This window comes from Chitinophaga dinghuensis (assembly GCF_003259435.1).
In the GTDB taxonomy this organism is placed as follows: Bacteria; Bacteroidota; Bacteroidia; order Chitinophagales; family Chitinophagaceae; genus Chitinophaga; species Chitinophaga dinghuensis.
In genome coordinates, this window is record NZ_QLMA01000010.1 from 291,705 (window position 1) to 306,559 (window position 14,855).

Here is a 14,855-nt window from a genome sequence, read left to right on the forward strand (position 1 = left end):
TGCTGCTCAACTTTAATTTCGTCACATGACACCCACGCAGTGGACGTACCTGATTTTTGGAATCGTAGTAATTGTAGCCCTGATTTTTGATTTGGGCCTGCTTAGTAAGAAAAATGAGCAGATGACTATTAAAAAAGCCCTGATTCAGACTTGTTTCTGGGTAGGCTTGTCAATGTTGTTTTTCGGGTTCATGTGGTTTGAAGATGGTCCGACTCCCGCTATCAGCTATCTGAGTGCGTATTTGATGGAGTGGTCATTATCTATCGATAATATATTCGTCTTTATACTCATTTTCGGATATTTTAATATAAAGGAAGCGAACTATGCCAGGGTGCTGTTGATAGGGATATTGATGGCCATTGTATTCCGGGCAATATTTATTAGTCTCGGAGTCGTTTTGATACATAAATTTGAGTGGATTCTCTATATCTTCGGGGTATTCCTGGTGTATACCGGGATAAAGATGTTCACAGCCAAGGAGGATGATCAGTTTAACCCTCAGGAGAGTGGCATCATGAGGTTCATCAGCAAGTATATGCGTTGGACGACAGAAGATCCGCAGGGTAAGTTTGTTATTAAACGTGGCGGTAAAACGTACCTGACCACATTATCCGTAGTAGTGGTGATGTTGGCATTCACCGACATTGTATTTGCCTTGGATTCTATACCTGCAGTATTTGCTATTTCGCAGGATCCAATGGTAGTGTTTACCTCCAACATATTCGCAGTACTGGGGTTGAGATCATTATTTTTCCTGCTTAGGGGAGCAGTGGATAAATTTGATTATTTACCGCAGGGCATTGCGATTGTGCTGGTTTTCATAGGCCTTAAAATGCTCGCCGAGTATTTTATACATATACCCGTATACGTATCACTGATTGTGATTGTAGTATGCCTTGGGGGTTCTATTCTTTATTCCCTATACCACGAAAAGAAAGAAACACCGAAAGGACAAGTGAAGTAAAAGGCAGCTGCGAAAAACGTTTTTGTAGCCGCCAAGTGATTATTCAAACTGATAAAAACGTGTATAACGCAGCGAGTATCAACAAAGCTCTGAAAGGAGAGTTGTTGCAGGAAACAGGGTTTTCAGAAATTGGTCATATCTTACTGGACAGCCGTAAGCTGATCTTTCCCGAAACATCCTTATTCATCCCCCTGGTGAGCGCCAGACGCAATGCTCATCAGTACATTGATGAGCTATACCGGAAAGGTGTCAGCAATTTTATCGTCAGTGAACCCGTGCCACTGGAGAAATATCCCAAAGCCAACTTTATACTGGTTAAAGATACCCTGCACGCATTACATATGCTGGTAGCCTGGCACCGGCAACAGTTTAACATCCCTGTTATAGGTATTACCGGAAGTAATGGGAAGACCATTGTAAAAGAGTGGTTATTCCAGCTGCTGGAGAAAGATTATAACATTGTACGTAGTCCGAAAAGCTACAATTCTCAGATCGGCGTACCATTGTCTGTTTGGCAGATGCAACCCGAAAACCAGCTGGCCATCTTTGAAGCCGGCATTTCCCAACCGGGAGAAATGGTGAACCTGGAGAAGATTATTCGTCCTACCATTGGCATATTTACCAATATCGGGGAGGCGCACAGTGAAGGATTCCTCAATATTCGTCAAAAGATAAATGAGAAACTGATACTCTTCATGAAGAGTGATATTCTTATTTACTGCAAAGATTATCTGGCGCTGAACGAATGTGTGTTGTCTTTCCATAACCAAATGCAAGAAGGCCCTGAACTGTTCTCCTGGTCAAGGAAAACAGATGCAGATCTGCGCATTATCAACACAGAAAAATTAGATCATCATACCAGCATTGAGGCCACCTACAAAGGTGAAACCCTGCATATCCGAATTCCTTTTACGGATGAAGGATCTGTGGAAAACGCCATTCACTGCTGGGCGCTCATGCTTTACCTGGGCAAAGAACAGGACGTGATTCAGCAACGCATGGATTTGCTTAGCAATATTGCGATGCGCCTGGAATTGAAGCAAGGGATTAACAACTGTTCCGTAATTAACGACAGCTATAACCTGGACCTGGGTTCGCTGACTATTGCGCTGGATTTCCTACAGCAACAGCAGCAACATCAGGTACGTACCGTTATTCTCAGCGATATCCTGCAAAGCGGAAAAAGCGACGCCACACTTTATGAAGAAGTGGCGGATCTGCTGCGTCAGAATGGTATCAATAAGCTGATTGCAATCGGTAAGAATATCAGCAGGGAGAAGAAAAGCTTCCAGCAGATAGAAGGGTTAAAGTCGCAGTTCTTTAACACTACAGATGAGTTTATTCAGCAGTTTAATGGAGACGACTTCCAATTCGAAACAATACTGGTAAAAGGTTCCAGGGTGTTTGAGTTTGAACGTATTGGTAAACTGCTGGAGCAGAAAGCTCATCAAACCATACTGGAAATCAATCTCACAGCGATTTCTCAAAACGTTAAATACTATCAGTCGCTTTTAAAGCCCAATACTAAACTGATGGCCATGGTGAAAGCATTTTCCTATGGTAGCGGAAGTTTTGAAATCGCGAATCTGTTGCAGTTTCATGGAGTAGATTACCTCGCGGTGGCTTATGCGGATGAAGGGGTGGAACTTCGTCGTGCCGGCATTACGATGCCTATCATGGTGATGAATCCAGAACCAGCCAGCTTCGATGCCATTCTGCACTGGAACCTTGAGCCGGAACTCTATTCCATGGGCATTCTTATGCAGTTTATGGAGGAGGTGAATACGGCAGGGAAATCTAATTTCCCTGTGCATATCAAGTTGGATACAGGCATGCATCGACTGGGATTTGTAACGAAAGATATTCCTGAACTGATAAAAGTGCTGACTTCCGGTTCTGTGCTGAAAGTACAGTCGGTATTCAGTCACCTTGCTGCCAGCGAAGATCCTGCAGAAGACGCCTTCACACAGCAACAGGGCAACCTGTTCTATGAAATGAGTCATGAGTTGCAGAAGTCGCTCGGCTACGCCGTTATCCGTCATATTTCCAATAGTGCCGCTATTACCCGTCATCCGGAATTACAACTGGACATGGTAAGATTAGGTATTGGGATGTATGGTATTGACAGTGCAAAAGATATTCAGGCACAATTGAGGAATGTGAGCACGCTCAAAACCACTATTTCTCAGCTGAAAGAGCTGGAACCGGGCGAAACGGTGGGCTACGGACGTCGTTGGGAAGCCAAGAGACCGTCTGTGACAGCTACAGTGCGTATCGGTTATGCGGATGGATATGTAAGGAGATTCGGTAACAGTAAAGGGAAAATGCTCATCCGGGGCAAGCTGGCGCCAGTTATAGGCGTGGTAGCTATGGATATGTGTATGCTGGATGTAACGCATATTCCGGAGGCGGCTGAAGGCGATGAAGTGATCGTATTTGGTCAGGATTTGCCGGTACAGCAGCTGGCAGAGTGGGCGGAAAGCATTCCCTATGAAATATTAACAGGAATTTCACAGCGGGTAAAAAGAGTATATTTCCAGGAATAGGGAACTTGCGATAGGTTTATCCATGGTCGGGTTTCCTTCTTTGAAATAAACCATTATTTTTGATAAAATTTTAATGTCACTTGAAGTATCGTCACGTCATCATTATTGTCTTACTCATTCTGGTTGTTGACCAGTCCCTGAAATTCTGGATTAAGACACACATGTTCATGCAGCAGGAATACATCATTTTTCCCAACTGGTTCCGCATTCATTTTATTGAAAATGAGGGAATGGCGTATGGGCTTAAATTTGGTGGCGACTTTGGAAAGATTTTCCTGACCTTGTTCCGACTGGCAGCAGTAGGTTGGGGATTCTATTACATGAACAAACTGGTTAAAGAAAAATACAGCAGAGGACTGCTGATCTGTGGATCGCTGATTCTGGCTGGCGCTGCCGGCAACCTGATCGACAGTATGTTCTACGGTATGATCTTCAATGACAGCATGGGTTACGAAATCGCTAAATTCATGCCTCCGGGAGGCGGATATGGCAGTTTCCTCCACGGTCGCGTGGTAGATATGCTGTACTTCCCTATTTATGAAGGCTATCTGCCTAAATGGATTCCATTCAAAGGCGGCGATTACTTCGTGTTCTTCAGACCGGTGTTTAATGTGGCAGATGCAGCCATTTCTGTTGGCGTCATCACTATATTGTTATTCCAGAAACGTTTCTTCGGCCGGCATATGCAGCCCAAAACACCTGCGAATAACGCGATCACCAACGATCATCTCGCATAAAAATTAATTTCTATAAAAATAAGAACCCGGTGGAACTGAAATTCCACCGGGTTCTTTATTTTCGGGATATAATCCGTCTTTCCATGAAAAAATTGGCCATCGTCTTTATTAGCCTATTGCTCTCCCTGCATGTATTTGCCCAACAGGCGCCGAATTTCTCCGCTACAGACCTCAACGGCAAACCGGTGGAACTGAGTGCATTCAAAGGAAAGTATGTGCTGCTCGACTTCTGGGCTACCTGGTGCCCTCCCTGCATGGCCAAGATCCCTTTCCTGAAAGATATCCGCAAGAAATATCCTGCTGACAAACTGGAAATGATTTCGGTGAGCCTGGATCATACCAAAAACCAATGTCAGCGTACTGTTCATAGCAAGGGTATGAACTGGATACATATCTATGATCGCCAGAACATTCCTGCTACTTATAGTGTCCGTTATATTCCTACAATCTTCCTGATCGACCCTAAAGGAAAGATTATCTACAATAACGATGTAAATACCGAAGCAGATCTCCTCCGAATTCTGGATCACATCTAAGTACCCACTGCTGAAAAGCAGATTTTAATACATTGATCCTCAATGTATTAAAAATTTATATGCTATTTCGCTTTGAAATAATATTTTCCCGACCTACATTTGTCTACCAATTCTATAGACTATATGGTTTTTAAACTCAAATATACAGCTATGCTAACTGCAGCACGATGTTGATTCCCAACAACGGCTTTCTGGTAATCCCCTTTCAATCAAAAATCTAATACGCACACAACTATGCAAAAGTTTTTACCGATAATGGTTAAATACCTGCTCATCGCGCTGGTATTGAGCCCGACCTTGGTACATGCCCAACTGAACGGGTCATATGTTATCGAGGGAAAGATTGTAGACGACCATGGCGCGGGTCTCCCTGGCGCTTCTGTACAAATTCAAGGCACCTCTTTTGGCGCATCCACTGATACCAGCGGACATTTCGCCCTGACCACCAACACTAAATTTCCTTTCAAACTGGTGATTCGCCTGATTGGCTATCAGCCACAGGAATTTGAAGTGAGGAACAGCAACAGTAAGCTGGCCATTCAGTTATATACGCAATCATTGCTGGTGAATGAGGTGGTGGTATCCGCCTCCCGTCAGCAGGAAAAATTACTGCGCTCGCCCGTAGCTATTGAAAAGCTGGACATCCGGGCATTGAAAGAAACGCCTTCTTCTACCTTCTATGATGCCCTGGGTAATCTTAAAGGCGTACAAATGACTACCGCCGGATTGACCTTTAAAGTGTTCAACACCAGAGGTTTCAATGTACCCAATAACTTTCGTTTTATGCAACTGGTGGACGGTGTGGATAACCAGGCCGCTACCCTGGGCGTACCGCTGGGAAATGCCATTGGACCTACAGAGCTGGACATCAGCAGCGTGGAAGTAACGCCAGGCGCATCATCGGCGCTGTATGGGATGAATGCGATCAATGGTATGTCAAATCTCACTACAAAAAATCCATTCGAATATCAGGGCGTTAGCGTCTATCAGAAAATTGCATTCAATCACTTTGATGGAAATGGCCGCGGACCTAAACCTATCACGGAAACGGCTGTACGTTATGCACAAGCCTATTCCAAATGGTTCGCGTGGAAAGTGAATTTCAGTTACATGGAAGGAACCGACTGGTATGCCGACAACAAAACTGATTTCAACCCGCAAACGAAAGCCAATCCTGACTTTCCACAGTTGAGCGGTCCAAATAATATTGCCAATGATGCCTGGAATAAATATGGAGATAATGCCAATTTACAGGTAATTGATAAAGACGGTCGTGCTTATAATGTGCACAGAACAGGGTATTGGGAGAAAGATCTGGCTGGCGATTACAAGGTAAAAAATACGAAAGCGGATGTCAGTCTGAATTTCCGCATGCCGCATAAACTCGAGTTATCATATGCTTATCGCGTTGGTATTATGGATGGTTTCTTCCAACGTGGTAACCGTATTGGTTTAAAAGGTGTGGAAGTACAGAATCATAAAATTGAGTTGACCCATCCTGATTTTACCGTTCGGTCTTATGTATCCATTGAGAATACGGGGAATTCTTACAATATGAACCCGTTGGCGGATAATCTGGAGAAATCATTCAAATCAGACAAGGTATGGCTGGCAGATTATACCAACGCATTGAATCAGGCACTGACGAATAATGCGGATCTGGTAGCTGCGCATCAAGCCGCCAGAGCTGCTGCAGACGCAGGTAGGTTTACGCCGGGTACAGCTGCATTTGACGCGCAGGTTGCGAAAATAAAAAGTGTAAATGACTGGGATATATACCCTACTTCCAAAAACCCTAACAATACAACGGGCGGCGCCGCCTTGTTACAAAAGAGTCGCTTCTACCATACAGAAGGTACCTGGAACCTGCGCAAATACGTGCATTTCATGGATCTGCTGGTAGGCGCGGATTACAGAACTTATGAGATTATTCCGGATGGGAACAACTTCGTGGATTTCTCCCGGCCAGCGGATAAGCGCAATCAACCTGGCGGAAAGCATATCTGGTATGGTAAAGCAGGCGGATTTGTGCAAGGAGCTAAAACGTTCTTTAATGATGCGTTGAAAATCACGGCTTCTTTGCGGTATGATAAGAACGAACAGTTTGAGGGGAAAGTGAATCCCCGAGTAGCGGCTGTCTACAGTATTAAAGATAAACATAACTTCCGCCTGAGCTGGCAGAATGGATTTAGATTCCCTTCCCTGTTTGAAGCCTATTCCTTCGTAAACAACGGACAGGTAAGGCGTGTGGGCGGTTTGCCATTCATTGAGCAAGGCCTCGGATATTTCAAAAACTCCTTCCTGACCAGCACCGTAGATGCGTTCGGAATAGCTGTTAATAAAACTATCAATGCGGAACATGTGAGTAAAGATGTAGCGGCCGCTAAGAATGCAGGAATACTGAAAGTAGCGAATCTGGACCCGATAGTACCGGAAGAAATACATTCCGTTGAAGGTGGTTATAAGGCCGTGTTACTTGATAATAAGTTGTTTGTGGATGTAGACGGATATTACTCATCCTACAAGCATTTCATTGGGCAGATTGAAGCAGTTGTGCCGACAAGCGGTAATGTAAATGCACCGGATCAGTCAGTATTGAATCAGATGCTGGATAAGAGTTTACAGAATCGTTACCGCGTATGGACCAACAGTAAATCCACTGTGAATAACTATGGTTTTGCGGTAGCTGTCACTTATGATATTTATAAATCCTTCACTATTTCAGGGAATGCCAATTATAACAAACTGGCACAGGATAAAACCAAGGATGACGCGTTGATTCCTGGTTTCAATACGCCGGAATGGTTTACCAATATTAGTTTTGGTAATCGTAATGTATTACCGAATCTGGGATTCAATGTGGTTTGGCATTGGCAGGATAATTTTTACTGGCAGAATCTATTTGGTAATGGCGATGTTCCTGCTTACAGTACAGTGGATGCGCAGGTTACTTATCGGGTACCTAAAATTAAAACAGCGTTTAAGCTTGGCGCCTCCAATCTGTTTAACAGTGCGTATTTCCAATATGTGGGCGGGCCTACTATCCGTGGACTGTATTATTTCAGTATTACTTTCGACGATGTTTTTAAGAAGAAATCGTAATCATTTTGCCAATAGTTGTTTATAAAAGGTCAGGCCGGGCGAGCAATTCGTCCGGCCTGATGCTTTATACAATCTGATTGACCAGCGGTTCTTTGTTGGCAAACTTCGCGATATTATTGAGTGTTGTTTCTGCGATTTGTGTGAGTGCTTCCTGTGTGAAGAAGCCCTGGTGGGAGGTGATGAGTACATTGGGGAAAGTGGTGAGTCGCGCCCATACATCATCCTGAATAATTGCTCCGGATAGATCCTGGAAGAAAAGATGTTCTTCCTGTTCATACACATCTATACCCAATGCGCCAATATGGCCATTCTTCAGCGCTTCCACGACTGCTTTGGTATCTATTAGTCCACCGCGACTCGTATTAATAATCACTACTCCTTTCTTAGTCTGTGCGATGGTTTGTTCATTGATGAGATGCTTTGTTTCTGGTGTGAGTGGGCAATGCAGGGAGATGATATCTGATGTTTTCAGAATGGTATCCACATCTACATATTGCACGCCTGCTTGTTGTAAGGATTCATTGGGATAGAGATCGTGTGCCAGTACGCGGCAACCGAATCCCAGCATGATTTTACAGAATACGGCGCCGATATTTCCGGTACCGATTACGCCTACTGTTTTCCCAAATATATCGAAGCCTTCCAGTCCATTGAGTGTGAAGTTACTCTCACGTACACGGTTATACGCTTTACAGATTTTACGGTTAACCGCCATCAGTAAAGTCACGGCATGTTCTGCTACGGCATGTGGCGAATATGCTGGCACGCGCACCACCGGTATTTTCAAGGCAGCAGCGGCTTTCAGGTCTACGTTGTTGAAGCCGGCAGCACGGAGTGCTATCAATTCAATTCCTCGTTCTTTCAGTTGGGTTAGAACGGTAGCATCCAGTTTATCGTTTACGAAGGCGCAGACAACGTTTTCTCCGGGTTTTACGAGGGCGGTATTATCTGCATTCAGGGGATATTCCAGGAAGCGGAGTTGGAATTGGTGAGACACGTTGGCCTTTGTGAAATAGGACTTATCGTAGGGTTGGGCGCTGAAAAAAAGTATATTCATCTCCGTTAGATATTGATATATACTAAGTTACAAAAAGAAGGGCGTCTCTAGCAGGTAGAGACGCCCTATTATACAGATAATTTAAATGCTTATTTGATATCGCCAACCATGTGAGCTGGTACTACCCACTCATCGAATTCAGCAGGGGTTACATAACCCAGTTTCACTGCCATTTCTTTGAGGGTAGTTCCTTCCTTATGAGCTTTCTGCGCGATTTCAGCTGCTTTGTAGTAGCCGATTTTGGTATTCAGTGCAGTTACCAGCATGAGGGAGTTTTCCACATGTTTTTTGATATTGGCTTCGATAGGTTCGATTCCTTCTGCACATTTGTCGTTGAAGCTTACGCAGCCATCACCGATGAGGCGGGCAGAGTGGAGGAAGTTGTAAATCATTACAGGTTTGAACACGTTCAGTTCGAAGTGACCGGTAGCGCCGCCGATGTTGATGGCAACGTCGTTACCGAGTACTTGTGCAGCGATCATGGTGAGGGCTTCGCACTGAGTAGGGTTCACTTTACCTGGCATGATAGAAGAACCTGGTTCGTTGTCTGGGATGTGGATTTCGCCGATACCTGCGCGTGGGCCGGAGCTGAGCATGCGGATATCGTTGGCGATTTTCATCAGACTAACGGCTACTGTTTTCAGCGCGCCATGTGCTTCCACGATGGCATCGTGTGCAGCCAGTGCTTCGAATTTATTTTCGGCAGTAACGAAAGGCAGGCCAGTAAGCTGGGCGATGTTTTTCGCTACATTTTCATCATATCCTTTAGGAGTGTTGATACCAGTACCTACCGCAGTACCACCCAGTGCGAGTTCGCTGAGGTGTTCGAGGGTATTGTTGATGGCTTTCAGACCGTGATCCAGCTGAGATACATAGCCGCTGATTTCCTGACCCAGGGTGAGTGGAGTAGCGTCCATGAAGTGGGTACGGCCGATTTTCACGATATGTTTGAAGGCTTCTGCTTTCTGAGCGAGGGTATCGCGCAGTTTTTTGATACCAGGGATGGTGGTTTCTACCAGGATTTTATATGCAGCAATGTGCATAGCGGTAGGGAAGGTATCATTGGAAGACTGGGATTTATTCACATCATCGTTAGGATGCAGGAATTTCTCTTTGTCCGTCAGTTGACCACCGTGTATTACGTGACCACGATAAGCTACCACCTCATTCACGTTCATGTTGGACTGGGTACCGGAGCCTGTTTGCCAAACTACCAGTGGAAATTCGTTATCCAGTTTACCTTCGAGGATTTCGTCACAAACACGGCCAATCAGGTCGCTTTTTTCCTGCGGCAGTACGCCTGCCTGGGAGTTGGTCAGGGCTGCAGCTTTCTTCAGGTATGCAAAAGCCTTGATGATTTCCTTAGGCATCTTGTTGATGTCCTGAGCGATCTTGAAATTTTCAATGGAGCGCTGAGTCTGAGCGCCATAGTAAGCGGTTGCAGGCACTTTCACCTCGCCCATTGTGTCTTTCTCTATTCTGAATTCCATAGCGTAAACTTTTAAGGCTACAAAAGTAGCTAATTACAGATTATTCCCCTTTGAAATTCGCTTGTCTTTTCTCCAAAAATGCGGAAGCGCCTTCGTGGAGGTCTTTTGTAGCGAAGCTGGCGGCGAATTCTTTCACTTCTGTTTCAAAACCGTCCTGATCCTTATCCAGGGCGGCGTTTACGCATTTTATCACCCCGGCAATGGCCAATGGGGCTTTAGCATGGATTTTTTGCAGGATCGCTTTGGCTTTTGGGAGGAGCTCCGCCTGTGGCACCACATGGTTGACGAGTCCCCATGAAAGTGCGTCTGCGGCAGCAATCATATCTGCTGTCATCATTAATTCCATGGCTTTACCCTTTCCAACCAGTTGTGTGAGTCGTTGCGTACCGCCATATCCAGGGATGAGGCCCAGATTTACTTCTGGTTGTCCGAATTTGGCATTTTCGCTTGCGATTCTGAAATGACAGGCCATGGCCAGTTCGCAGCCTCCGCCGAGGGCAAAACCATTCACGGCAGCGATGATCGGTTTATGACTTTTTTCAATACGATGGAAGATAACATGACCTTTTTTTGCCAGTTCTTCTCCTTCTTTGGTAGAGAGTTTGAGGAATTCGGAGATATCCGCGCCTGCCACAAAGGCTTTTTCACCGGAGCCGGTGATGATAGCGCTTTTGATGTCTTTGTTGCTGTACACTTCATCAATGGCCAGTGCCAGTTCTGCCATCACCGTTTGATTGAGGGCATTCATCTTATCCGGCCTGTTGATGGTGATAATGAGCGTATTATTTTCCAGTTGGGTACTTAATGTCTGATACATGAACCGTAGTTTTAGTGTATCCAATATTAAGCAATTTTCTATTTTTTCACGCGGTGGCGCCTGCGGCGCTAGTGAGCGGATTTTTTTTCACGCAAAGCAGCAAAGGGGCAAAGAATGGGGTTTGTTGATTGGGGCGATTGGGTTTCACGCAAAGCAGCAGAGGCAGCAAAGGGGCAAAGAATGAGGTTTTGCTGATTGTGCTGCTTTGCGTGATATTTTGTTTGATGTTATGCTTTATTAGCTTGATTAGCTTGATTAGTATTCGATTTCCATTTTGGCGTTTCCATTTTTGAAGCGCACATAATTGGTTTTCTTGTGTGCCACTTTGTATACATGGCTGTTGAAGCTGTAGCTGAGGGTTACGAACACCAGTTTGGCATCCAGTCCTTGATTAGGGTATACGCTGTTGCCAGATTTATCCTTTGTTTTGAAATCCTTGTTAAAGAAGTTCTGTGGATAATACTGCACTTTCAAGCCAAAGGAAGGTGCAAATCTCATCCCTGCGAATACAGAAGGCATCAGCAGAGGAGTACGATCGCTAAACCATTCATTGAATTTGCTTTCTTTTTTGCCATCGATGAATACTTTCTCTTTGTAGTTGAAGGCCAGGTCACATTCTGCACCGGCAAAGAAGAAGAAAGTTCCTCTGTGAAGGTCGCCGAATTTGAAACCAAGGGGAACGCCTAATGTGTAGACACGTTGTTTGAGTTTTACAGAATCATACGGTTTAGTGATCAACCCAATATTCTTGATATTAAGTCCGGTGAAGATCCCGAAATGCCGGCCGAAATCCTTATTGATATTGGTTCCGAAGTTAAAGAAGTAGGTAAAACGCGGAATATTTCTCACATGTTCACCATTGTTAGTCACCTGGGCGAAGGATAACAGGCCTAAGTCGCCACCGTTTGTGCGGTATACGCCTTTGCGATACTTTGGATATTTACCGAAGGCAATGGTCAGCAACGGGCCTTTAACGCCTCTGTAGGAGCTACTATCCTGGGCATGGTTTCCGGTTCCCACAGAGTCGGTTTCCTGGGCGAAGGTACTTGTAGTGGCTGCGATCATGAGCAGCAGCAGTACAGATAATGATTTGATTGTCATAAAATGGCGGTTCTATTTTAGGTAACTGATGGTAATTTTAGAAGAAGACGACCCGACAATCAAAATGTTACGACTACAAGATAAATTTGTTAAAAATTTCTGTGAGAGGCTACCCAATTGGAGATATATGCAGCGATATCCTGGGTATTGGTGCCTGGTGGAAATAGTTGCCCGACGCCCATTTCCTGCAGTTCTTTACTATCCTCTTCCGGGATAATGCCCCCACCGGTTAAGAGTACGTCGTTCATATTTTTTTCTTTCATCAGGGCGATTAAACGTGGAAATACTGTCATATGCGCGCCGGAAAGGATACTTACCCCGATGGCATCCACATCTTCCTGAAGGGCGGCATTTACCACCATTTCAGGCGTCTGACGGAGACCAGTGTAAATAACTTCCATACCGGCATCCCGCAGTGCGGCGGCAATCACCTTGGCGCCTCTGTCATGGCCATCCAGGCCGACTTTAGCTACCAGAACACGAACGGGACGATTGAGAGGGTTGACCATACCTATTTTCAATTAAGGTCCTAAAGGTAAGGAATAGCTAAAACCTAACCACTATTCCTTACATTTGCAGCTACATTTATATTCATATGAGCGAAGAAAGGTCACTCAATTTTTTAGAACAGATAGTAGAAGAAGATCTTGCCAGTGGGAAAAACGGGGGTCGCGTACTGACGCGTTTTCCGCCGGAGCCTAATGGCTACCTGCATATAGGTCATGCCAAGTCAATTGTACTGAATTTTGGTCTGGCCCAGAAATACAATGGCAAAACCAACCTTCGTTTTGATGATACCAATCCAGTAACAGAAGATACTGAGTATGTGGACTCTATCAAAGAAGATATTCGTTGGCTGGGATTTGAATGGGAAAAAGAACTGTATGCCTCCGATTATTTTGAGCAGCTGTATCAATATGCGGTAGCGCTGATCAAAAAAGGACTGGCTTATGTAGAAGATGCCACCGCAGAGGAAATTGCTGCGATGAAAGGTACGCCTACCACTCCAGGTACTAACAGTCCTTGCAGAAGCCGTTCTGTAGAGGAAAACCTGGACCTGTTCGAACGTATGCGTAAAGGAGAATTCAAAGACGGGGAAAAAACCCTGAGAGCCAAAATTGATATGGCTGCTCCTAATATGCACATGCGCGACCCACTGATGTATCGTATCAAACATGCGCATCACCACCGCACCGGCGATAAATGGTGCATCTATCCGATGTATGATTTCGCGCATGGTCAGAGCGATAGCATTGAAAATATTACCCATTCCGTTTGTACGCTGGAATTCATTCCTCACCGCCCATTGTACGACTGGTTTATACAAGAGCTGGACATCTTCCCAAGCCACCAGTACGAATTTGCGCGTCTGAACCTGAATTACACCGTAATGAGTAAGCGTAAGCTGAAACAACTGGTAGAAGAAGGTCATGTAAGTGGTTGGGATGATCCGCGTATGCCAACGATCAGCGGTCTGCGTCGCCGTGGTTATACCGCAGCCAGCATCCGCAGCCTCTGTGAGCGCGTAGGTATCCAGAAACGCGATAATATTATTGAATATAGTCTGCTCGAATTCTGTATCCGCGAAGAGCTGAACAGAACCGCTAACCGTGCCATGGCTGTCCTGGACCCGGTGAAACTGGTGATTACCAACTATCCGGAGGGACAAGTGGAAGAACTGGAAGCAGAGAATAATCCGGAAGATCCAAATTCCGGTTCCCGTAAGCTGCCTTTCAGCAATACCCTTTACATTGAGCGGGAAGACTTTATGGAGAATCCTCCTAAGAAGTACTTCCGTCTTGGCCCAGGTATGATGGTACGTCTGAAAAATGCTTACATCATCAAAGGGGAAAGTGTGGATAAAGATGCAGATGGTAATATCACCACCATTTATGCTACTTATCTGCCAGAAAGTAAAAGCGGCGGAGATCATAGCGGCATGACCGTAAAAGGTACCATTCACTGGGTAAGTGCAGCACATGCAGCTACTGCAGAAGTAAGAATGTATGACCGCCTGTTTACTGTAGAAAATCCAGCTAGTGAAGAGGGAGACTTCAAGTCTTTCATCAACAAGGATTCCCTGCAGGTAATATCCAATGCTTTCGTAGAACCTGGTTTATTGCAGGCAAAGCCTGGAGACAGATTCCAGTTTATGCGTAAGGGTTATTTCAGTGTAGATCCGGACACTACCAGTGAAAAGATCGTCTTTAACAGGACTGTTACCCTGAAAGATGCCTGGGCTAAGGAAACAGCCAAAGCTAAATAATCGTCCAGATTATCCGGGTAAGCCGGATAAGATCATAAAAAAAAGGATTGACATCTGAGTGAAGTGCCCCCAAAAGTTTAGACACTTTTGGGGGCATTTTTATGAGTGCAAGAAAGAAACACAGTTTTGCCTTTAAGGTAAAAGCAATCAGACTAGTGGAAAAGGGTCAGAGCATTATGTCCACATCGGATGACCTGGACATAAGCCCTTCATTACTATTAAAATGGTGGGATTACTAT

At 44.9% G+C, this 14,855-nt stretch carries 12 protein-coding genes; 7 read left to right on the forward strand and 5 right to left on the reverse strand.

Going from position 1 to position 14,855, the window contains the following annotated elements:
• Positions 1 to 25 precede the first annotated feature (25 nt).
• The 5 genes from CLV59_RS26400 to CLV59_RS26420 all read left to right on the forward strand — a co-directional run bounded on the left by CLV59_RS26400 (position 26) and on the right by CLV59_RS26420 (position 7,885).
• Positions 26 to 964, forward strand: a complete 939-nt coding sequence (locus CLV59_RS26400; RefSeq protein ID WP_111595103.1) for a TerC/Alx family metal homeostasis membrane protein — start codon at positions 26 to 28, stop codon at positions 962 to 964.
• 59 nt (positions 965 to 1,023) lie between these two features.
• Positions 1,024 to 3,510: a bifunctional UDP-N-acetylmuramoyl-tripeptide:D-alanyl-D-alanine ligase/alanine racemase gene (locus CLV59_RS26405; RefSeq protein WP_111595124.1), complete on the forward strand. Its 2,487-nt coding sequence runs from the start codon at positions 1,024 to 1,026 to the stop codon at positions 3,508 to 3,510.
• Positions 3,511 to 3,590: 80 nt separating this feature from the next.
• On the forward strand, positions 3,591 to 4,247 hold the full coding sequence (locus tag CLV59_RS26410) for a lipoprotein signal peptidase (RefSeq protein WP_111595104.1): 657 nt from the start codon (positions 3,591 to 3,593) through the stop codon (positions 4,245 to 4,247).
• A gap of 83 nt (positions 4,248 to 4,330) precedes the next feature.
• A complete protein-coding gene (locus CLV59_RS26415) occupies positions 4,331 to 4,783 on the forward strand; it encodes a peroxiredoxin family protein (protein ID WP_111595105.1) in 453 nt (150 codons plus the stop codon).
• A gap of 234 nt (positions 4,784 to 5,017) precedes the next feature.
• Positions 5,018 to 7,885, forward strand: coding sequence for a TonB-dependent receptor (locus tag CLV59_RS26420; RefSeq protein WP_211324029.1), 2,868 nt, complete (start codon positions 5,018 to 5,020; stop codon positions 7,883 to 7,885).
• A gap of 64 nt (positions 7,886 to 7,949) precedes the next feature.
• Here the strand turns inward: CLV59_RS26420 and CLV59_RS26425 are convergent, their stop codons facing one another.
• From CLV59_RS26425 to CLV59_RS26450, 5 genes are all read right to left on the reverse strand, one after another.
• Complete coding sequence (locus CLV59_RS26425; protein ID WP_111595107.1) at positions 7,950 to 8,942, reverse strand: 2-hydroxyacid dehydrogenase; 993 nt, start codon at positions 8,940 to 8,942, stop codon at positions 7,950 to 7,952.
• Between the two features lie 89 nt (positions 8,943 to 9,031).
• On the reverse strand, positions 9,032 to 10,432 hold the full coding sequence (gene fumC, locus CLV59_RS26430; RefSeq protein WP_111595108.1) for a class II fumarate hydratase: 1,401 nt from the start codon (positions 10,430 to 10,432) through the stop codon (positions 9,032 to 9,034).
• Between the two features lie 40 nt (positions 10,433 to 10,472).
• Positions 10,473 to 11,249, reverse strand: coding sequence for an enoyl-CoA hydratase/isomerase family protein (locus tag CLV59_RS26435; RefSeq protein WP_111595109.1), 777 nt, complete (start codon positions 11,247 to 11,249; stop codon positions 10,473 to 10,475).
• Positions 11,250 to 11,504: 255 nt separating this feature from the next.
• Positions 11,505 to 12,350: a porin family protein gene (locus tag CLV59_RS26445; protein WP_211324030.1), complete on the reverse strand. Its 846-nt coding sequence runs from the start codon at positions 12,348 to 12,350 to the stop codon at positions 11,505 to 11,507.
• Between the two features lie 89 nt (positions 12,351 to 12,439).
• Positions 12,440 to 12,859 (reverse strand): cobalamin B12-binding domain-containing protein, encoded by a 420-nt coding sequence (locus tag CLV59_RS26450; RefSeq protein ID WP_111595111.1) that lies wholly within the window; start codon positions 12,857 to 12,859, stop codon positions 12,440 to 12,442.
• A gap of 86 nt (positions 12,860 to 12,945) precedes the next feature.
• Here CLV59_RS26450 and CLV59_RS26455 point away from each other — a divergent pair, with 86 nt between their 5' ends.
• Positions 12,946 to 14,616, forward strand: coding sequence for a glutamine--tRNA ligase/YqeY domain fusion protein (locus CLV59_RS26455; protein ID WP_111595112.1), 1,671 nt, complete (start codon positions 12,946 to 12,948; stop codon positions 14,614 to 14,616).
• A 101-nt stretch (positions 14,617 to 14,717) separates the two neighbouring features.
• Positions 14,718 to 14,855: transposase (locus CLV59_RS29525; protein WP_146616177.1), on the forward strand; the 138-nt coding region annotated here is incomplete at its 3' end.